The organism is Shewanella nanhaiensis (genome assembly GCF_019457885.1).
GTDB lineage: Bacteria > Pseudomonadota > Gammaproteobacteria > Enterobacterales > Shewanellaceae > Shewanella > Shewanella nanhaiensis.
Window position 1 is genome coordinate 93,027 of record NZ_JAHZST010000009.1, and the last position, 22,026, is coordinate 115,052.

The following is a 22,026-nucleotide window of genomic DNA, read 5'->3' on the forward strand; positions in this document are numbered from 1 at the left end:
TGTAGAAAGTTGAGAGTATTAACGTTTAAGGTATTGATTAAAATCGATATCACTACAGCCTACAACGGCCTGGACACGGTTTGACACCCCTAACTTTTTCAAAATTGAGGAGACATGAGATTTAACCGTGGTTTCCGACACATTTAAGTTATAGGCGATCTGCTTGTTTGCCTCCCCCTTGGTCATGCATTTCAATACCATAAGTTGACGACGGGTGAGAGATGAGAGCATCTCAGGCAGGAGTTGATACTCTTTCTTTGAACTGGGGCTAGACTGGGTTCGAATGATATCGGCTGGCAGATAAATATTGCCCTCAAAAACCGTCTCTATCGCCTCTGCAATGGTCTCTTTCGATGAAGACTTAGCGATAAATCCTACTGCGCCATATGCAATCGTCTGTAGAATAACTTGCTTCTTATTTTCTGCTGACACAACCACAACAGGCGTTGTGGGACACTCATTACTTAAATCCAATAAGCCGTTGAGTCCGGACATGCCAGGCATGTTGAGATCGAGCAGAATAAGGTCGATATCATCGTGCTCTTTTGCAAACGCTAACGTCGATGCAATATCTTCAGTTTCATAAGTGGTGCTGTCGGGAAACTTACTCCCAAAAATGTGCACGATTGCATCTCTAAATAGTGGATGATCATCTGCGATCAAGACCTTGTACATGACACTGCCTCTATATTATTTGAGCTATATCACAATTTAACCTACTGAGCGCTGAATACAATAGCCAAACTTCATCCATTAGTAGTAGACAGAGGCCTATTTAGTGCCGTATACCCATCAGTATTAAGATGTGATCGCTCTGTAAGAAGTGACTTAGAAGAGCGGAGCAGGAGGTGATTACACCTCCCACTCCAGGGAGAATTTTAGATAAATAGATGCCTAGAATGTGAACACTGCGCCGATAGAGAGTGTATTGTTCTCTTCGCCAACTAAGGAGTTAGCCACATCCGCTTCGGTCTGGTTATATTCAACAACCGCAGTCAATCCTGGGCGTATGGTTCTGAAATAAGCGATACCGATATTGGAGTGTTTTGCATCAAGAATACTGTCAGTGTTCTCAACTTCTGACTCACCATAGGTTAAAACAAATCGGTTACTATCGAGCGTATAAGCGGCCTGCAGCAGATAACCATCAGATTTTATTGAATCATCACCCACTAGATGATCGAGTCCAGCAATGTGCCCTAACCCTTTAGTTTGAAATCCAGATGCCGTGAAGGAGAAGCCCGAAAACTTAACATTGGCACCATAACCCACGCCCGATTGGTTCTGCTTCACATCATCCACTTCACTGGACTGAGTCGCGCCACTGACCCAAGCTTTCAAGTTAACCTTATCTATCTCTGTGCTATAAATGAGCTCAGCTTCAGCTCGAGGTAGCTCTTCAGAGGAGTCCGCTGCGACCTTGTTGGGATCCATCAGTCCAACGGCAATTTTAAACCCGTTTAGATCCGGCGAGCGATAGGTAATTTGCGACTTAGGAAAGGGATAAGTATAACCTGTGCTGATATTACCAAATGAGACATTCCCACCATCGACAAGACCAAAGAAGTCAGAAGTTTGGCCAAAGCCCAACAGAAGTTCATCACCTAAAATATTGGCTCGGTTAAGTAAACCAAAATCCTTACCGACTAATAACTCTCCCCAATCGCCACTAACAGTGCCATAGAACTGACGAATATCGATTAAAGATCCTGTACCAAGATCTGCTGGAGATGCATCACGATGGTTATCAGCATCACTTATCGACACCCAGAAGGAGGAGCGCATGCCGATCTTCATATCAGAGAGTTGATTAGAGAAGTTAAAGCCTATGTTATTGGGTAGGAAACCCGTTCTGACGCGAGATTGGTCACGATCTGATGTCGCCCCCTCTGCGTCAGTTTTCTCAATAGAGCTGTTAGCATAGAAAGCATTGACTAAGCCATCGGCACTAAAAGACATGCCATCATTTTCATAGATCTCTAATGCAGCATTCGCATTAAATGTCGTCATACAGATAGCGACACTCAGTAAACTCAATTTAGCTTGTGTATTCATCATCTCACACCTTCTTCATTATTAGTTCAGCTATGATATGAGTAGTTAACCCATAACTAATATTGCCCAATCGCTTGAAATAGTTATTATTTAGTAGCAATCGAAAGTGCTAAGGCTAAAGCATGAAGAGAAATTAACAGGAATGAGATAACAGGATGAGCACTAAGGGACCCATCATTTAGTAGGAGATAATACCCATTAATTTTACATAAAAAATGACCCGCTAAGGTCATTATCGATAGAAGATGTAAACAACAAACAGGCTATAGCGGCCGCTCAGGCTCTTTTCTGATATAACCCATGGCGAACCTAAGTAGCCACCATGCAAAGAATAGAAATACAGGCACTGCAACTCCCTTTAACATCAGCTTATTAAACTGATATCCATTGGCATTGAGTGCATTGAGAATATACTCCAAAAGTCCCATCAAATAATACGCCATGGCGGCTACTGATACCCCTTCAACCATCTGCTGCAATCTAAGTTGAATCTTGCCTCTCTGATTTATTGCATGTAGTAGCTGCTGGTTTTGCTGCTCAATACTTAGATCAACTCGGGTTCTGAGCAAACTGCTTGCTCTAGCAATACGGCGAGTAAGATCTTCCAACCTTTGAGTTAAGGCTTGGCAGGTTCTGATCCCAGGGTTCAACCTTCGAGTCACAAACTCATTAATACGTTCAACTCCGGTGATATCTTGCTCCTTTAACTGCTCAAGGCGAGCACAAACAAGGGCGTAATAGGCATTAGTTGCGCTAAATCGATAGCTGATATCTGCAATCAGCTGCTCAGTTTGTCCAGCGAGGTTAGAGAGTTTATCTAACATCTCACTGTCATCGTGTTGTGACAAATTGGCCATCTGTTGATTTAACGCAACAAGCTCACTCTCCATCTGTGACACTTTTGGTGACAACTCCCGCGCTATCGGTAAACTAAGCAGTGCCAACATCTGATAAGTCTCTATCTCTAATGTTCTCTGGATAAGTCTTCCCGCCTGATAGCTGTTAAGTTTCTCGCTCTGTATTATGGTTCGGCTAAATCCATCACTGTGCAATCTAAAAGAGGAGTAGACTCGGGCACGACCGTCAGCAACAAGGCTGCCAATCACCTGCTGCCCCTCAAAAGCCTGATATATCTCCCGTTCGGAGAGTTCATCCTTGGTAAAAGTGAGGTTTATCGCGCAGATAAGTTCGCCAACCAGCTCATCAAACCAATCTTGAGGTACTCTCTGTGTACCGTAACCATCGAACAGCTGCTTACCTTGACCTTTGCGAATAAAGCTATAGGTAGAAAACTCAAGATGCCGCTCCCATCTGAGCTCAAAACCGCCAAAGTCCTGAAAAAAACAGCCAGCGTCAATACAAGGCGGATTGACACTGTATCGATGACAAAAAGCGCTTAGATGTTGATACTCTCTCTGACGCTGTTCCAAATTAACTCGAATGGCAAGATGGCTCACACAAGTGGGAATGCCCACTTTGGGTGAGGGTCTATTATGTAGCTCTAAGGAGATCTGTTGGCGAAGTGGGGAAACAGGTATGGATCTTTGCTCAAAACGTGTCTCGCACACCTCTTCACTATTCAAGCTCACCGATACCAAACTCTCAGGTGCTATAGCTGATTCTTTAATGGCTTGATTCACATCGACCTCCAGTTAATGCCCTCTTATTCACAATCCCTGACAGATAGAGGATGACTTGGTCTATTTTATTCTGATTGACCCCCCTCCTCTTTCCTTCTTTAGTCGGAGTCCTGTCATTCTTTAAGGCAGATGTTGAGGTGAAAGTCGTAGCGAAGCTGGAATAGAAGCAGATGAGAAATAGTGGAAACTGAGATAGTGAAGGTAAAAAACAAAACCGCACTGTGGTGCAGTGCGGTTAATATAAATAAGTTTGGAACCTAGCCCATTAAACTTGGAAACAGTCCCTTAAAACCTGCAGCTATAACCTCAATACCAATCGAGAGCATCAGTAGACCCATTAAACGCGTGATGACGTTAATCCCTGTTTTACCTAATAGCTTAAAGATCACTGGCGCCATTCTAAACAGGATGAAACTGGTTAAGCCAAATAAAATAACAGTTACCGACATGCCAATATGGTTCATTAAGGTATTGTTTTCAGCAGCGGAGACAATGACCGAACTGATCGCACCAGGGCCTGCCATCAATGGAAGCGCCAATGGCACAACAGCAACGGATTCCATACCCGACGCCTCCCTGTCCTCCTCCTGATTGCGCTTAACTTCACCAAGTTTTCCTTGAAGCATCGACATCGCGATAATCGCAATCAAAGATCCACCGGCAATGCGAAATGCAGACAATGAGATACTGAACATATTCAGAATATGTTGACCAGCAAAAATAGTCACCAGCAAGATAACCACCACCGCAAAGTTGGCCACTTTACCCGTTTGGTTTCGCTCAACCTCTGTTTGGTGACTGGTTAAACTCACAAAAACCGGCAACAAGCCGACCGGGTTTATGATAGCGACTAATCCCAGAAAAAATTTAACATACAGTGTTAAATCCAATTCCATATCCTCAAAGTAATACTAAATAGTAAAAGTTATCGTATCGACACTACGAAAGGCGCTACTTTACCCTATGAATGCCCCGTGGAAAAATGAGATTTTTTAGCCTATTTCACACTTTCAGATAATTTATATTTATCCGATGACCACAAACAACAAAAAAGAGAGAAATTCTACGATTAAGTCAAAAACAGCATAAATGTAAACGGCAATATCATGGCTTTTAAGCAAAGTTTCCAATAAGGATCTAGTTAACAAATACAGGTATCAGGTTATCTATTCAGTCTCAATAAGCGCAACAAAACCATCACACAAACCTTTAAAATTCCACGCAAGTGGTCTTAAACCAACAACTGCCCATCTAATATGCAAACAGGCATTAACAACGTTATTTAATTACATTTACAGGTGGAAATGTGGCTAAGATCACGGTTAACATGCCCCATTCGGTGTAACTTTCCTTCATGGAGAATGTTTAGCCAAAATAATTAATCAGATGACTTTGCCTAAATTTTTTCGAGGATACTCATTATGACTGTGTCAAACGAACAAGAGTTAGACCTTCTTGTCCAGAGAGTCGCTGATGCCCAGGCCGAGTTTGCCAGCTTCAGTCAAGAACAGGTTGATAAGATATTCAGAGCCGCGGCACTGGCTGCTGCCGATGCGCGGATCTCGCTCGCTAAGATGGCTGCTAACGAAACAGGCATGGGCGTGATAGAGGATAAAGTGATCAAAAACCACTTTGCTTCCGAGTATATCTACAACAAGTATAAAGATGAGAAGACCTGTGGGATCTTAAGTGAAGACCACACCTTTGGGACAATCACCATCGCCGAGCCTGTCGGCATCATCTGTGGTATCGTCCCAACCACTAACCCAACCTCCACCGCTATCTTTAAAGCATTAATCAGTCTCAAGACTCGAAACGGTATTATCTTCTCTCCACATCCGCGCGCCAAAGAGTCAACCACTACCGCAGCGCGAATAGTACTCAATGCAGCCATTGAGGCGGGTGCTCCAAAAGACATTATCGGTTGGATTGATCAGCCAAGTGTTGCCCTATCAAACCAATTAATGACCCACGAGAAGATAAACCTTATCTTAGCAACGGGTGGACCAGGCATGGTTAAGGCCGCATACTCCTCAGGCAAGCCAGCCATTGGTGTAGGCGCAGGCAATACGCCCATAGTTATCGATGAAACCGCCGATATTAAACGCGCCGTCAGTTCAATCTTAATGTCAAAAACCTTCGATAACGGTGTTGTTTGTGCATCTGAGCAAGCTGTCGTTGTTGTTGATGAGATATATGAATCAGTCAAGGAGCGTTTTGCGACCCACGGCGGCTATATATTAAGCACAGATGAAACCGCTGCAATGCAGAATGTCATCTTAAAAAATGGTGGACTAAACGCTGATATAGTAGGACAAAGTGCAGTAACCATCGCTGCCATGGCCGATATTACAGTGCCTAAATGGACTAAAGTACTTATTGGTGAAGCTGAAGAAATCTCTGATGCCGAAGCCTTTGCCCATGAAAAGCTCTCTCCACTGCTTGCCATGTATCGCGCCAGTGATTTTGAAGATGCCCTAGATAAGGCAGAAGCCTTAGTTACCCTTGGCGGTATCGGTCACACATCTGGGTTATATACAGATCAAGACACCCAGACTGAACGTGTGATGGCGTTTGGTTTTCGGATGAAAACAGCCCGTATTCTGATCAATACGCCCGCTTCACAGGGCGGAATTGGCGATCTGTATAACTTCAAACTCGCGCCATCGCTAACCTTAGGTTGTGGTTCATGGGGTGGTAACTCTATCTCAGAAAACGTAGGACCGAGCCACCTTATCAATAAAAAAATGGTCGCTAAGAGGGCTGAAAACATGTTGTGGCATAAGCTTCCTTCATCTATCTATTTCCGTCGCGGTAGCCTGCCTATTGCACTTGAAGAGTTAAGTGATAAGAAACGTGCCCTTATCGTTACAGATAAATACCTGTTCAATAACGGCTACTGTGATGAGACCCTTAAAATTCTTAAGGCTCAAGGCCTCGAAACGGAAGTTTTCTACGAAGTTGAAGCCGATCCCACGTTAGCTATTGTTCAACAAGGTGCAAAAGTGGCGCAAAGCTTCCAACCAGATGTGATCATCGCTCTAGGTGGTGGCTCACCAATGGATGCAGCTAAGATAATCTGGGTACTCTATGAACACCCAGCTGTGGACTTTGCCGATCTGGCGCTGCGCTTTATGGATATCCGTAAACGTATCTACAAGTTCCCTAAATTGGGCGTCAAAGCGCAGATGGTAGCGATACCAACCACTTCAGGTACGGGCTCAGAGGTCACGCCTTTTGCGGTGGTGACCGATGAGAAAACAGGCATGAAATACCCTATTGCCGATTATCAGCTCACGCCAAATATCGCCATTGTCGATCCAAACTTAGTCATGGATATGCCTAAGTCTCTTACAGCCTTCGGGGGAATCGATGCCGTTACCCATGCGCTTGAAGCTTATGTGAGTGTGATGGCCAACGAGTTCAGTGATGGTCAAGCGCTTCAGGCACTCGATCTGCTGTTTAAGTATCTACCAGACTCCTACACATTAGGTGCAGCCGCGCCCGTTGCTAGAGAGAAGGTACATAATGGCGCAACGATAGCGGGTATCGCCTTTGCAAACGCCTTCTTGGGGATCTGTCACTCAATGGCCCATAAACTCGGCGCCGAGTTCCACCTTGCCCACGGTCTTGCCAATGCGCTATTAATCAGCAATGTTATCCGCTTTAATGCCACTGACATGCCAACGAAGCAGGCTGCCTTTAGCCAATACGATCGCCCTAAAGCACTATGTCGTTACGCTAACATTGCAGAACATTTAAACTTGGCTGGAAATACAGATGAAGAGAAAGTCGAAGCACTACTCGAAGCAATTGATCAACTCAAGGCGACGATTGGCATTCCGGCTTCAATCCAAGAGGCTGGCGTCAACGAAGCCGACTTCCTCGCCAAGCTTGACGAGTTAGCCGAAGATGCATTCGATGATCAATGTACTGGGGCTAACCCAAGGTATCCGCTTATTGCTGAGCTAAAACAGGTGCTACTCGATAGTTTCTACGGCAACAAATACAGTGATAAATGATATGAACATGCGAGTGATTTAACAAACTGCCGAGCAATAGCTCGGCAGTTTCATTTTAATGGGTACTGCAATCTAAATTTTTACACTTATTGCTATAACTACTCACTGCCAGTTGCCACTAGGTTTGAGGCAGACCATAGTGTGCTTCTAGCTGAGCTATTTAATCCATTGATCATACGGGTAACCTGATCTTGAGTGTAGTTAGCATATTGATCTGAGTAAGCCATAAAATTCTGCCAATTGATAGTTTCTCCCATACAGTTAAGTACGCCTCCATCACCTGGGTTCATCTGCCAGCTATTTTGCTGTGGAGTATCACAGTTTTTGTCACCAGTTGATGTACAACGTTTGGCGGCTCCTCGCTTGCATCCTCCCTCAAAGGTATGGATAAGATCGAGAAAATGACCAAACTCATGGGTTAATACCGAACGAAAGTTTTCATCTGTGTTACTACCTAAATACGCCCCATTGTAGGCAACGCGAGCTAAACCATCGTCCGACATGCCAGTGTCTGGATACCAAGCAACACCAGAGTTATTGGTCACACCATCGGCATAAAGATCATTTTGAATATACACATTCATATATTTGTAGTTGTCCCAATGATCATTTTTAACATCGGAGCTTGAGTAGTTACCCGCACCAGAGGAGACAGGGTGATACACAATACCCGAAGTGGGAGCCCCTGACGGATCTATGCTTGCTAGGCGGAACTCGATATTCAAACTATCTTTAAGATTTTCAAACTCAGGGTCAATATCGGAAAAATCAGCGCTCTGGCCTTGAAAGTCTTCATTTGTTCTATGTAGCGCATCGATGATAACAGCATCATTCACTGTGCGGCCGTTATGGACTGTGCCATAAACATGGAAAACGACAGGAATGATATAACTTGGTGTAGCTGAGATCCCCATAACATAATCGCTGTTCGACTCACTACTCTTCCCATTTAGCTTACTCTGAATTCGAGATTCTTTAACTATTTTAATTTTCGAATGACGAAGGTTCGCTTCCTCTAATGCACTGGGAAAGTTTTGATAATGTTGGGCATTGATTTGAGTTGCTTTACAGTGATCTGCAGCAAACTCTGGCTGCTTTGCGTTTGCGGCACTAGCAATCAAAGCCAAACTGATTGATAAGCTAATTTTTTTAATCATATCAACATACTCTCTTATTTTAGTAATACTCAGGTTTTAGGCGCAGTATCTATTCTCAATGACACTGCAGCAGTAATGGATATCTCACTCACACAACAAATAATGTATCCAATATTTAATATACTTAATGTTGTAAAAATGTAAAGAGGATAAGATTAAACCAGAAAAGCCACATTAGGAGTGGCCTAGTGTTAGGGATAGCCTTGGGGGAAGGTTGGAATTAACGCAGTTGAATGTGATTATCAGCCATAGTAAGTATGAGAGAAAACGACCACTCGCGGCTTAGCCATGAGTACCCGAAGATTCGTTAATCGTCATATTAAGCCAGACTGACTGCCACCTCTCGAGCTTATCTTTGGGTGACAATAATTTAGGAGAGACTTGAGTAGCACTTTGGAGTTGCTGATGATTAGAGAGTAGACTTGAGTTCAATGCACCTATCAGCTTACCTTCTAACTTAACGCTGACAGCAATCACAGTGTGGCAAGCTGCACATGTGAGAAAACCTGCTTGATTTGAGCCCTGTCGCTGTATCTCTATAGGTTCAGTGCTATCAATATCTAAACTACCGCGTGGATCTGAAAGGTAAGCGATCTCTCTAGCAATACAGAAATTACAATCACAGGCTCGTGGGCTATATTGCTCTATTGGCTCTGGAAGCATTAACCTTATCTTTACCCTTGTGCAAGGGCAGGCTCCATGACTTATAAACATAATTCAATCCCTTAAATGTATTGCCAATTTTAAAGTTTACAGCACGTAATACCAGTAAAGAGCTGCATCAAATTAAGCGTTCCTGTGTAAACCACCTCACGATGCCTTTTTATGGCCCACTTTAATCTCATGCCAGCTCCTTAACGATTTAACACAGCACTTTTACTACTTTGAGCATTAAACACTCTATCGCAATAAAATTGAATAACAGTAATACAAAAAAAAGAGCCATGACATACGTCACAGCTCTCAATGTCAACAGTCGCTAACTTAGCCCGCTTTAGCTTCGATTCGGTATGCGTGCAGCAAAGGCTCTGTATAGCCCGATGGCTGCTCTTTACCTTTAAAAATCAGATCACAAGCCGCTTTAAAGGCGATGCCATCAAAATTTGGTGCCATGGCTTGGTATTCACTATCAGCACTATTTTGCCCATCAACCACGACAGCCATTCGCTTAAGTGATTCAACCACTTGCTCCTTTGTACAGATCTTATGCTCAAGCCAGTTAGTTATATATTGGGAGGAGATCCGCAGTGTCGCCCTATCTTCCATCAAGCCTACATTATTAATATCTGGCACTTTAGAGCAGCCCACACCTTGATCTATCCAGCGCACCACATAGCCTAAAATGCCTTGAGCATTGTTATCTAACTCCTTCTCAATCTCCTCATGAGTGAGCGAAGCTGGGTTTTCAAGTAAGGGGATCGTTAATATATCATCCAAGCTTGCCCGCTCTCTTTGAGCTAGCGCTTTTTGTCGCTCAAGCACATTGACTCTATGATAATGGATTGAGTGCAAACTAGCGCCATTGGGCGACGGAACCCAAGCTGTGTTAGCGCCGGCATTAGGATGCCCAAACTTCTGCTCAAGCATTTTAGCCATCTCATCTGGCATGGCCCACATCCCTTTACCTATCTGAGCACGTCCAGGCAAGCCACACGCTAAGCCAATATCGACATTCCAATCTTCATAAGCATTGATCCAAGCTTGCTGCTTCATCATAGATTTAGGCACGAAAGGCCCTGCCAGCATAGAGGTGTGGATCTCATCGCCAGTTCTATCTAGAAAACCGGTATTAATGAATACCACACGATCTTTGGCAACTCGGATACACTCTTTAAGGTTCACGGTAGTACGACGCTCCTCATCCATGATCCCAAGCTTAATGGTGTCTCGAGACAACTTAAGTGCATCCTCAATACGGGTAAACAGCTCACAAGTAAATGCAACCTCTTCAGGCCCGTGCATCTTAGGTTTCACAATATTAACAGAGCCTGCACGGCTATTTGAACGACCATTATTGTGTCCTTGAAGATCATGTATGGCAGCAAGCACTGTCACCATGCCATCTAAAATCCCCTCAGGGATCTCTTTGCCGTCTTTGTCTAGTATCGCGTTGTTTGTCATCAGATGACCCACATTACGAACAAACAGTAAGCTACGTCCTGGCAGGGTCAATTTGCCCCCAGAAGGTGCTTGGTAATCTCTGTCTTGACTCAGCTCACGGGTAATAGTTTTACCCCCTTTTTGTAGTTCAGCATTAAGGTTACCTTGCATCAGCCCAAGCCAATTTTCATACACTTCACACTTATCCTCTGCATCGACCGCAGCGACTGAGTCCTCACAATCCATAATGGTGGTTACTGCCGCTTCCACCAGCAGATCTTTAACATTGGCAGAGTCTTGCTTGCCAATCACATGATCTTTATCTATCTGGATCTCCACATGCAGACCATTATTTTTCAGCAGAACAGCCGATGGGCAGATTTTGTCACCTTGGAAGCCGACAAATTTTTCTGGCTCCTGCAGGCCGGTATCGCAGCCATCGAGTAAAGTCACAAGTAACTTGCCCCCAGCCACTTGATAATGACGGGCTTCACTATGACTACCTATGGAAAGTGGCGCTAATTGATCTAAGTGTTGCTTTGCAAATGCAATCACTTTATCACCACGAACAGGGTTATAACTTGAACCTAGTTCAGCCCCGCCCTCTTCACTGATAGCATCAGTGCCATAAAGCGCATCATACAAACTTCCCCAACGAGCATTGGCAGCATTAAGGGCAAATCTGGCATTTTTAACGGGCACGACTAACTGAGGGCCAGCTTGTTCTGCTATTTCAGTATCAACATTCTCTGTCTCTATGGAAAAGTCTGGACCAACTTCCACTAGATAACCTATTTCAGTTAAAAACTCTTTATAGCTATTAAGATCAAACTGCTGCTGATTTGAGTGTTGCTTTAGATGCCACTCATCTATCTTAGCTTGTAGATCATCACGCTTTTCAAGTAGCGCTCTATTTTTAGGTGTAAGATCACTCACTATCGCTTCTAACTGACTCCAAAAGCGCTCTGCGGTGATCTCCGTTCCTGGAAGGATCTTGTCATTGACCAGATCAAATAGCACTTGTGCCACCTGTAAACTGCCAACCTGCACTCGTGATGTCATAGCCAAACTCCCTTCTGATATATAGTCTCTGACTGCTAAAATAAAATCTCTACACTCAGTCTATCCCACCTAGTTCTATTACTAAAATTTATCGTATTTATGATTATCATTCACAAGACTAATAATAGTTTAAAAACTTAAAAACGGTCGATGATACGGGCTGTTTCTGTGATTAACTCACGCATCCACTTATGAGCGGGCTTCTGTTATAGAGAGTGCTGCAACAGCATAACCCCTGCTTAACTTAAAACTTAAAAACGGTCGATGATACGGGCTGTTTCGGTGATTAACTCACGCATCCACTTATGGGCGGGCTTCTGTTATAGAGAGTGCTGCAACAGCATAACCCCTACTTAACTTAAAACCGGTCGATAATGCGAGCTGTTTCTGTGATTAACTCGCGCATCCACTTATGGGCGGGCTTCTGTTATAGAGAGTGCTGCAACAGCATAACCCCTGCTTAACTTAAAAACGGTCGATGATACGGGCTGTTTCTGTGATTAACTCACGCATCCACTTATGGGCGGGGTTATGTTGTAGTAGCGGACTCCAAGCCATAGTGAGCTCAATGGGTGGGATCTCAAAAGGCGGAGGTATAATCGACACTCTACTGTTATCTTGTTGTAACCTGGCCATTTTACTCGGCACTGTTGCGATCAGATCTTGTCTCTCTGCCAGTGAACTTGCGGCCTGGTAGTGGCGAGTAAATACAGTGATCCTGCGTTTTGCCCCTATTTTAGCTAATGCTTCATCAACCCAACCCAGGCGTTGAACATCATCAGGATCCATCCCTACGCCAATCCCCATACCCGTTTTACTCACCCAAACATGGTGAGCATTTAGGTAGTTTTCTAGGTTGAAGTTTTTCAATACATCGTGATTACGATTAATTAAGCAGCTGAAACTGTCTTTCCAGAGTACTTTTTGATGAAAAGAGAGTGGGATACTATCGAAACGGTTAATCACCATATCCACCCGTCCCTGCTCCACATCAGGAAAGTTAACATCACTGGGCGTCATAATATCTAAAATCACTTTAGGGGCTTCATTGCGTAACCTAGCGATTAATAAGGGTATTAATGTTGCCTCTGCATAATCTGAGGCCATCATACGAAACACCTGTTCACTTTCGCGGGGATTAAACTTAGCTTTCGGCTCTACCGCTTTCTCTAAACCTACTAATAACTCACGGATCACAGGTTTTAGTTCAGATGCACGCTCTGTGGGTGTCATCCCTTTACTAGTACGAATAAGTAGAGGGTCATCAAACAGGACTCGTAGCCTTTTAAGGCCATTACTCATTGCTGGCTGACTTATTCCTAACTGATCTGCTGCTCGCGTGACATTTAGCTCTCTTAGCAAAACATCAAAATACACCAACAGATTAAGGTCGACTCTAGATATATTCATAAAACAAATACCGAAGATAATAAGTATAAATTAGACTAATTATGGCCAGTATTACTATTATTTTTAACGGAAGCAATCATTGTTAAACATTTTTAGTTTGGAAGGGACTTACCATGTCAAATTACAGAGCAGATATCGACAGCGCTACAACATTAGTAGAGAAAGAAGGTAGCGCATGGAATGCAATTAATCCTGAGTCAGTAGCTCGTATGCGAGCTCAGAACCAGTTTAAGACGGGTTTAGACATAGCTAAGTACACTGCTAAAATCATGCGTGAAGATATGGCAAATTACGATGCCGATAGCTCGCAATACACTCAGTCTTTAGGTTGCTGGCATGGTTTTATCGGCCAGCAGAAGATGATCTCTATTAAGAAGCATCTATTAACCACTAAGCGCCGTTATCTTTACCTATCAGGTTGGATGGTAGCTGCACTGCGTAGTGAGTTTGGGCCACTACCTGATCAATCTATGCATGAGAAGACATCGGTTGCCAGTTTAATCGCCGAGCTATATACCTTCCTACGCCAAGCTGACGCCCGTGAACTGGGCGGCCTGTTCCGCGAGCTTGATAAAGCTCAAGGCGCAGAGAAAGATGCAGTACAAGCTAAGATAGATAACTTCGAGACACATGTAGTCCCTATTATTGCCGATATCGATGCGGGTTTCGGTAACGAAGAAGCCACCTATTTAATGGCTAAACAGATGATTGAGGCTGGCGCATGTTGTATTCAGCTTGAAAATCAGGTTTCTGATGTTAAGCAGTGTGGTCACCAAGATGGTAAAGTGACGGTTCCACATGTTGAATTTTTAGCTAAAATCAACGCAGTTCGTTACGCCTTCCTTGAGCTTGGTATCGATGATGGTGTTATTGTTGCGCGTACCGACTCATTAGGTGCTGGTCTTACGCAAAAGATTGCAGTAACAGCTGAGCCAGGTGATTTAGGTGACAAGTACAACTCTTTCCTTGAAGTTGAAGAGGTGGCTACTGATAACCTTAACAATGGTGATGTTGTCTTTAAGCGCGGTGACAAGTTAGTTAAGCCATCACGTCTTCCAAACGGCCTATTTAAGTTCAGAGCGGGTACAGGTGAAGAGCGCTGTGTATTAGATTGCATCACTAGCTTACAAAATGGTGCGGATCTGCTTTGGATTGAAACAGAGAAGCCTCACGTCGCTCAAATTGGCGGTATGGTTAACGCTATTCGTGAAGTGATCCCGAATGCTAAGCTTGTGTACAACAACTCTCCATCGTTCAACTGGACGCTAAACTTCCGTCAGCAGATCTTCGATGCAATGAGTGAAGCAGGCCAAGATGTATCAGCCTATAACCGTGATGATTTGATGAGCATCGATTACGATAATACTGAGCTGGCTGTTCAAGCTGACGAGAAGATCCGTACTTTCCAAGCCGATGCTGCACGTGAGGCGGGTATTTTCCATCACCTAATCACACTGCCGACATACCACACGGCTGCACTGTCTACCGATAACTTAGCTAAAGAGTACTTCGGCGATCAAGGCATGCTAGGTTACGTTGCGAATGTTCAACGTAAGGAGATCCGTCAAGGTATCGCCTGTGTTAAGCACCAAAACATGGCAGGTTCTGATATGGGTGATGATCACAAGGAGTACTTCTCTGGAGATCAAGCGCTTAAAGCTTCAGGTAAAGACAACACAATGAACCAGTTTGGCTAAAAACTGCCACAAGGACAAAACAAAACCGGAATAGCAATATTCCGGTTTTTTATTTTTCAATAAGTTAAATATCTCAATAAATTAAATCATAGTATTGACACACACCACTTCAACCTAGAGTATATGAAGTTCATATTTTAAACGGCTAATATTCAACAGATGAACTCCATTTTTGCTCAAAATTGTCCACTGCAAACCAATATGGTTCGACTACTCGTCGATACTGTATGGCAAAACCTGCCGCGGATAAAATGGAAGTCATAACCCTGTAAATATCACCATTTTAAACCGCATGAGTCAGCAATGCGGTTGTCTATCCCCTCTTCTCGCATCGCCCTCAAGCACTATATCTCTACATTATAACGAGGAGCGAGATCAACATGTCAGAGCCTGCATCACTAAAAGAGCAAGATAACACTATCGCCTCATCTGGCTTGTCAAAAATGGTGCCCGTTGCATTTCTAGCCGTTGTGATCATTTGGTCCACGACGCCATTGGGGATAGTCTGGAGCAGTGAGTCTGTTCACCCAAGCATGGCCGTGTTGCTGCGAATGATCATCGCTTTGCTGCTTGGTAGCTTTATTCTTCTTATCGCCAGAATTCGTTTACCTCTGTCTAAAGCTGCGTTGAAACTCTATGGCGCCTCATCCATCGGTATTGTGGGCGGAATGCTATTGAGTTACTTTGCAGCCAAATACTTAGCTTCAGGCACCATGTCATTAATTTTTGGGCTCTCACCGTTACTCTCAGGCCTGCTAGCCCAGAAGATCCTCAATGAGCCTAAATTTGGTCCTATGCGCTCCATCTCTCTGGTAGTCGCTTTTATTGGATTAGGGATAGTCTGCTCCTCAAAAATATCGTTAACTTCTGATAGCTGGATAGGGTTAGCTTTGGTGTTAACCGCAGTATCTCTCTTTAGCTTAAGCGGAGTATTAATCAAGACCGTTAAGATCAATATTCACCCCATCGCCAGCACAGTGGGAGCCTTGATGATATCAACACCTATATTCGCACTGGCTTGGATACTGTTTGATGGCACGCTACACATTAACAGTTGGAGTGAGAGATCTCTCTATGCCATTCTTTATCTTGGTGTCTTTGGCTCTTTAATAGGGTTTATCGCTTATTTCTATATTTTGCAAAACCTCAGCGCCAGTACCGTTGCCTTAGTCACGCTCATCACGCCAGTTTTTGCCATGATGCTAGGGGCTAAACTTAATGGTGAGATCATCACCTTGGCATTAGTCTTAGGCGCAATTTGTGTGTTGCTCGGCCTCACCTTGTATCAATTTGGCGATAAGCTATTAAATAGGTATAGACCGAGTTATCAAACAGGTAAAACTAAAGAGGGTCAGTAGTCTATGCAGCCTTCTTAGGAAGGCTAATTAACTTAATAGTAACCTATGCAGCTCTGTCAGAGATTTAACTTCATAATGGGGCGTGATCCCATCTGGCCTCTCTTGCTCTGTTGCATTGAGCCAGCAAGTATCTAATCCTGCATTTAGGCCACCTAGAATGTCTGAATGCGGGTTATCCCCAACCATAAGTACTTGGCTTCGCTCTGGATTATTCATCCGTGTTAGCGCATGCTCGAAGATAGCCACATCAGGTTTCGCAATCCCCACCTCTTCAGAGATCACCACTTGATCGAATGCGTGTAGTAATCCAGTTTTCTCTAGACGTACTGTTTGCAGCTCTGTAAAACCGTTGGTAATAATCCCTAAGTTCGCTTTGCCAACTAACCCATCAATTAAGGCTTTTGCTCCCGGCAACAGATCACATATCTCCGCCATCGCCTTTAGAAATTCACTGTTGAGGTGCTGAGCTGTCACGCCTATCTTCTCCCCCCACTCAATAAACCTTTTTGTCTGTAGCTCGGCTGCGCTAATCACCCCATCTTGATAATCCACCCAAAGTGGTTTATTGACCCTTTGATAGATCTCAAAATCAGTTAATGTAAAATCGATATCGAAACGGTTAAACATCAGTTTTAGGCCCGCGAATGCATCGAAATGAAACAGGGTTTCATCGGCATCGAATAGAATCCATTGGTATTGCATCTAAGGTACTTCTTATTGGTTGGAAAATAATTAGCGTAACCGCTAATCAACCCGGACTATACATTTTCTATTAGTCGGGTTTTCTTGCTGGTATAACGGTCAAAAAAAGCGTTATGGCTTAGGTGAGAAAACTCATCCTCTCTATGATAATACTGACTTATCCACTCAAGTAACATGGCTAAGTTGGCATCTTGCGCATCTTTACTCTCATATTTATGGGGCTCCCAAGGGCGAGATCTCGCATTAGCGATACATTTGGCCGCATCTAAGTCCATAAATATCAGCTCTGTCGCTTTATCACTGACTAAGGCGACCAAATCGATGTAACAGCCTTCGATGACCCAAGAGTCATTCTCGGCAACAAACAGGTCTAATGCTTGCTTTGATTCATCCAGAGGCATGCGCAGCGGAGCTTGGTTATCGCCCATAGGTTGCCAAGCCAAGGTATCGAGATCCAGATGAGCTAATCCTTCACTCTCACATAATTTTTTAGCTAAGGTTGATTTCCCTGAGCCTGAATTTCCAAAAATAATCACTCGCCTCACTTTACCTCCTCAATCGTCGACAAACTCACCACATGTTTTTGCAATACATATAAAACCCACAGCTCTGGCTTTACCAGATGAAGAGATATAGACCTCGACTTGGGCTGTGCCCGTACCTTGCATCTCTTTTTCTACCGCCAATGCTTTCTCTTTCGGCATAAAGAAGGCTTCAATGCCGTAATCGATGCTGAGCACTTCACCATAGTGACTCCGAACGCGACCGCGAATAAAGTCCCCTTCACTGGGCATCTCACGTGTTACCTCTTTGGCTTGCCACAAACCAGAGTTCTCCTCAAGAGTAAGATAAACCACACTGCCTAACTTAAAGGCTTCGGCATCTTCACGCTCAACCCTGCTGATATCATAATTAAGCCGTACATAGTTACCTCGAAACAAACTTCTGGGATCCACAGGCTGAGTTTTTAATACTACAGCCTTACCAGTCCAAATTGGCCAAACTGCACCTAAATACTCTACGCATAGCACTGAAAGTTGAAAGAAAATAGTCAAAAACAAGCCAATCTGGACAAACTTTTTACTTGGGCTGCCTTTTCTTGATAATGGCGTCACTAAACTTTCCATTACTCACCCTCCTTAGCTTGTGTTTCATCTGCTTGCATGACTAACTTTAGGTGATACTTCCAATACTTAGCTGCAGCCATTAAGATAGCTGCTGCAACCATAAAGAGAATCGCCCCACCTATATAGTCACCGATAAGATCGAAATAACGGAAAAAAGCCGTCAACAAGAGAGTAACCACACCAGTATAAAAATAGTGGGTTTGTGTTTGATCTATCCCTCTACGGATCAATAGGATCCCCATAACCACTAACATTAAGTTTGTTGCGATTGCGGTGATAATCTCCATATTATCGAACGCTCCAACTAAGGAGAAACAGAAGACAAAATAGAGCGTCATTAAGATGGCTGGTGTTGAGGCATATAAACCACTTTTTCTCGATAATCCCCAAGATAGACAACCAAAAAGAAGTAGAGTGGCAATACCTGACAGAGAGAGCCAGTCAAATCCCATCGGGTAATCTTGCCATACTCCCTCAAAGCTCAGAACTAGCAGTGTGATAATGGAGCCTCTTAGCAGCCAGATATGAGTCACTAGCCCATACTCCTGCCAATCATGCTCTTTAGCTCTCATTAGCCACCAGGCCAGCCCGTTAAGCAATATACCTATCGCAATGGAGAGAGGCAGTTGCTCCTTAAAAGGTTCAAAGTAACCAGCTCCTCCCATCGCCCAAGCTAATGCTAAATTAACCCAAGTAACCAGAGCGGCAATGCTCCCAACAAACAATAACCGAGATGTTTTTTTGAACAGGGTTAACCAGAGAGTCACCACTGCAAATATAGGATAGAGTGCGGGGAAAAAATCCTCCCCTGTTTCCACCATAGCCCAAGTAGTGGCTAATGTGAAAGAGAGCAAGGCTAATAGTCGACTCTGAGTGAAAATGACTAAGGGTAAAATACCCGCAGCCCACCAGAAAATACCATCAGGAAAGTGTTCGCCTAAGTGGTATATTTGAGCGATTAACATGATACTGGTGCCGTAACTGAGCCCGCCAAAAAACAGCCAAATTTTACCAGCCTGCTCTCGTCCTGACAGAAAAAGTTTACTGCCAATACCACCACAGCTCAGAGTCAATAACAGTAACCCAGAGGTGCGTATGACTCTTGGGATCTCCTCCCAGTTATGGGATACGATTAAGATCAGTGCCAAGCCTAGAAACAGTGCACCAAGTGACATTAACAGGTAGTAACCGAAGGAGTTTTTATTGGGATCTTCATCTAATGATTCACCATAGCGGGCTAAAATGGCACTCGCCTGAGCATCCGATACCAACTCATCACGGACCCAATCGCGGGCCTCGTGGGCAAGTTCCTTTTTAAAGAGGTGTATAAGCCTCATTGTTTATTCCTTGTATTGCATGCGTTACGCGCAGTTAATCTAGAAAGATGACATTTACCCACAAAAAAGGCCAGCATTTAGCTGACCTTTAGCTTAAAGCTAATTATGCTTATTTGTTTTCAGTCCAGCGATCCATCCAGCCCAGAACATTAGCATACCACTGCTCAAGATTATCAGGGTTTAAGATCCAATGGTTCTCCTCTGGATAGATAAGTAGCTCAGACGGAATGCCTTTGCGCTGCATAAAGCTAAACGCCGCCAAGCCTTGCCCGTAAGGAACACGGAAATCTTTCTCACCATGGATAACTAGCATAGGCGTTTTCCAGTTCTCTACGTAGTTAACTGGGTTGAACTTTTCATATAGCGCTTTGTTATCTTCGTAGGTGCCACCAAACTCGTACTCAGGGAACCATAGCTCCTCAGTCACATAGTACATAGAGCGCATATCAAATAGGCCTGCGTGATTAACTAGACAGTTAAAACCATCACTCCAGTTACCCTGGAACCAGTTCATCATATAGCCACCATAGGAACCGCCTAAGGCACAAGCGCGATCACCGTCTAACCATTTCTGCTGTTTAGTGACTGCCGCTAAGCCTTTTTGAAGATCTTCAAGTGGCTTTCCTCCCCAATCTTTTGAGATTGAATCAGTAAACGCTTGGCCATATCCGGTAGAACCATGAAAATCGATCATCACCACGCCATAACCAGCGCCAGCCCATAGCTGTGCATTCCAGCGGCTGCTAAATGAGTTACCAAACGAGCCTTGGGGTCCACCGTGAACGAGAAACGCTATCGGGTATTTCTTGCCCGCTTTATAATCGGTCGGCTTAATCCAGTAACCGTGAACCTCTTCGTTATTCCAGCCCTTAAAGCTAAACTGTTCGAACTCACCAAACTTTATCTTAGCTAGGTTCTCTTTATTGATATCGGTAAGACGTTTAAGGCCCTGCCCATCAAAACTGATAGAGTGGAGGTCTCCAGGCTGAACCAAACTTTTATGATTGAAGATGATCTTGTCATTATTGATGCCAACGATGCTGTTGCTGCCATCATTAAAGACTGTTTTTACGTCACCAAACTGCGTATTCACCTCAAAAATGCTGACTTGACCGACATCTTGTGCAGTCACGTACAAGGTACGATTATCTTTGCCAAAAGAGAGTGAGCTAGGGCTTCTGTCCCACAGTGGAGCAACCTCTTTCTCCTGACCTGTCACAGTGTCACGTAACATGATGCGGTAACGGTCGGCTTCAAAACCTGGTTTTGTCATTGCCAAGTAGGCTAAGTAGCGTCCATCGGCTGAGTAAGTTGGGTGTGAATCCCACGCCTTATTCGCCTCAGTTAAATTAACCGTCTTACCGCCAGTCACAGGTACCTGCCATAGATCATAATTAGTGATCCACGCTTGATCTTTACTCGGCGCTTTTGCGCTGTAAACCACATGCTTACCATCTGGCGTAAAGGTCACCTCCTCCATACCTGAAAATGGCTTTGGTGGTGTTTCGGTGTCTAAGCCTGCGGTGACATCAACAGCGGTCGAGATCTTCTCACCATTAAGGTTGGCAACAAACAGATGACTGCGAGAGTGATCGCTCCAGGTGTCCCAATGTCTGACCATTAACTGCTTATATTCACGTCCCGTTGATTTACGCTCCGCTTCGGCCTCAAACTTATCTTTTGAGCATGTAAGATCCTTGCACTCAGGGAAGACACGCATGTTTAGTACAACTTGCTTACTGTCCTGCGAGAGTTTAAAGCCTTCAATATCCAGTGGAAGATCAGAGATCTGAATAGCTTCGCCACCAGAGAGTGATAGAGAGTAAAGCTGGCTTGAGCCATCACGACCCGCTAAAAAATAGAGGGTTTTATCATCAGCCGAGAAAGCGAGATTGTGCTCAGTGCCTGCCGCTGAAGTAAGCTGTTTGGCTTTACTGTCTGGGTTGGTCAGATCTTGAATATAGAGATCAGAGCTGGCCTCTCCTTCACTATCAAATTTTTTGACAGCATAAGCTAATTTATTACCATCATTGGAGAGTGTTGCAGAGTGAAGCTTATTGATTTTGACTAAGTGTTGAACCGTAAAGTCCTCAGTTTTAGAAGCTTGTACAGTACTTACTACCCCTGCGCCTGCTAGCGCAAGTATGAGTGCAGATTTTTTCATTATTATTATCGTCTTTGTTGATTTGAGTTTAATTTATAAGCGACTTAGTCACACTAAGTCACTTCTTGCTTATAAAGAAAATCGGAAAAATAACCCGCTAAAAAGCTTATCGATTTCCCTAACAATCCTCAGTTTTGGTCTGTAATAACTAATCGTACTTTTGATAATCAAGAAGCACATTATCCAAATAGCAAG

General features: G+C 43.9%; 16 protein-coding genes. 3 read left to right on the plus strand and 13 right to left on the minus strand.

The features are described 5' to 3' along the window. Positions 1 to 18: 18 nt before the first annotated feature. The 4 genes from K0625_RS13545 to K0625_RS13560 form a co-directional block, all read right to left on the minus strand. On the minus strand, positions 19 to 675 hold the full coding sequence (locus tag K0625_RS13545; RefSeq protein ID WP_064791437.1) for a response regulator transcription factor: 657 nt from the start codon (positions 673 to 675) through the stop codon (positions 19 to 21). A 219-nt stretch (positions 676 to 894) separates the two neighbouring features. Continuing rightward, positions 895 to 2,055: a porin gene (locus K0625_RS13550; protein ID WP_220110263.1), complete on the minus strand. Its 1,161-nt coding sequence runs from the start codon at positions 2,053 to 2,055 to the stop codon at positions 895 to 897. A gap of 263 nt (positions 2,056 to 2,318) precedes the next feature. Further along, complete coding sequence (locus K0625_RS13555; protein WP_333473852.1) at positions 2,319 to 3,695, minus strand: DUF3422 family protein; 1,377 nt, start codon at positions 3,693 to 3,695, stop codon at positions 2,319 to 2,321. A gap of 257 nt (positions 3,696 to 3,952) precedes the next feature. Then, a complete protein-coding gene (locus K0625_RS13560; RefSeq protein ID WP_041418120.1) occupies positions 3,953 to 4,585 on the minus strand; it encodes a YchE family NAAT transporter in 633 nt (210 codons plus the stop codon). Positions 4,586 to 5,116: 531 nt separating this feature from the next. Here K0625_RS13560 and adhE point away from each other — a divergent pair. Then, positions 5,117 to 7,717, plus strand: coding sequence for a bifunctional acetaldehyde-CoA/alcohol dehydrogenase (adhE, locus tag K0625_RS13565; protein WP_220110183.1), 2,601 nt, complete (start codon positions 5,117 to 5,119; stop codon positions 7,715 to 7,717). 98 nt (positions 7,718 to 7,815) lie between these two features. On the opposite strand, the gene K0625_RS13570 is transcribed toward adhE, so the two are convergent. From K0625_RS13570 to K0625_RS13585, 4 genes are all read right to left on the minus strand, one after another. Continuing rightward, the gene (locus K0625_RS13570) at positions 7,816 to 8,874 is read right to left on the minus strand and encodes a M43 family zinc metalloprotease (RefSeq protein ID WP_220110184.1); all 1,059 of its coding nucleotides are present in this window, start codon (positions 8,872 to 8,874) and stop codon (positions 7,816 to 7,818) included. Between the two features lie 282 nt (positions 8,875 to 9,156). Further along, complete coding sequence (locus K0625_RS13575) at positions 9,157 to 9,537, minus strand: hypothetical protein (RefSeq protein ID WP_220110185.1); 381 nt, start codon at positions 9,535 to 9,537, stop codon at positions 9,157 to 9,159. Positions 9,538 to 9,858: 321 nt separating this feature from the next. Then, positions 9,859 to 12,036: a malate synthase G gene (locus tag K0625_RS13580; protein WP_220110186.1), complete on the minus strand. Its 2,178-nt coding sequence runs from the start codon at positions 12,034 to 12,036 to the stop codon at positions 9,859 to 9,861. A gap of 465 nt (positions 12,037 to 12,501) precedes the next feature. Then, positions 12,502 to 13,446 (minus strand): LysR family transcriptional regulator, encoded by a 945-nt coding sequence (locus K0625_RS13585; protein ID WP_220110187.1) that lies wholly within the window; start codon positions 13,444 to 13,446, stop codon positions 12,502 to 12,504. 113 nt (positions 13,447 to 13,559) lie between these two features. On the opposite strand from K0625_RS13585, the gene K0625_RS13590 reads away from it, so the two are divergent. Further along, positions 13,560 to 15,143: an isocitrate lyase gene (locus K0625_RS13590; protein WP_220110188.1), complete on the plus strand. Its 1,584-nt coding sequence runs from the start codon at positions 13,560 to 13,562 to the stop codon at positions 15,141 to 15,143. A 380-nt stretch (positions 15,144 to 15,523) separates the two neighbouring features. Next, positions 15,524 to 16,501, plus strand: coding sequence for a DMT family transporter (locus K0625_RS13595; protein ID WP_220110189.1), 978 nt, complete (start codon positions 15,524 to 15,526; stop codon positions 16,499 to 16,501). Positions 16,502 to 16,528: 27 nt separating this feature from the next. Here the strand turns inward: K0625_RS13595 and yjjG are convergent, their stop codons facing one another. The 5 genes from yjjG to K0625_RS13620 form a co-directional block, all read right to left on the minus strand. Then, positions 16,529 to 17,203, minus strand: coding sequence for a pyrimidine 5'-nucleotidase (gene yjjG / locus K0625_RS13600; RefSeq protein WP_220110190.1), 675 nt, complete (start codon positions 17,201 to 17,203; stop codon positions 16,529 to 16,531). A 56-nt stretch (positions 17,204 to 17,259) separates the two neighbouring features. After that, complete coding sequence (locus tag K0625_RS13605; RefSeq protein ID WP_220110191.1) at positions 17,260 to 17,748, minus strand: P-loop NTPase family protein; 489 nt, start codon at positions 17,746 to 17,748, stop codon at positions 17,260 to 17,262. A gap of 9 nt (positions 17,749 to 17,757) precedes the next feature. Continuing rightward, positions 17,758 to 18,330: a GDYXXLXY domain-containing protein gene (locus K0625_RS13610; RefSeq protein ID WP_220110192.1), complete on the minus strand. Its 573-nt coding sequence runs from the start codon at positions 18,328 to 18,330 to the stop codon at positions 17,758 to 17,760. After that, positions 18,330 to 19,667, minus strand: coding sequence for a DUF2157 domain-containing protein (locus K0625_RS13615; RefSeq protein ID WP_220110193.1), 1,338 nt, complete (start codon positions 19,665 to 19,667; stop codon positions 18,330 to 18,332). Before K0625_RS13615 ends, K0625_RS13610 begins: the two co-directional genes overlap by 1 nt. Before the next feature lie 109 nt (positions 19,668 to 19,776). Then, positions 19,777 to 21,831 carry a dipeptidyl-peptidase 5 gene (locus tag K0625_RS13620; RefSeq protein ID WP_220110194.1) on the minus strand — a complete coding sequence of 685 codons (2,055 nt, stop codon included), beginning with the start codon at positions 21,829 to 21,831 and terminating at the stop codon, positions 19,777 to 19,779. Positions 21,832 to 22,026: the final 195 nt, after the last annotated feature.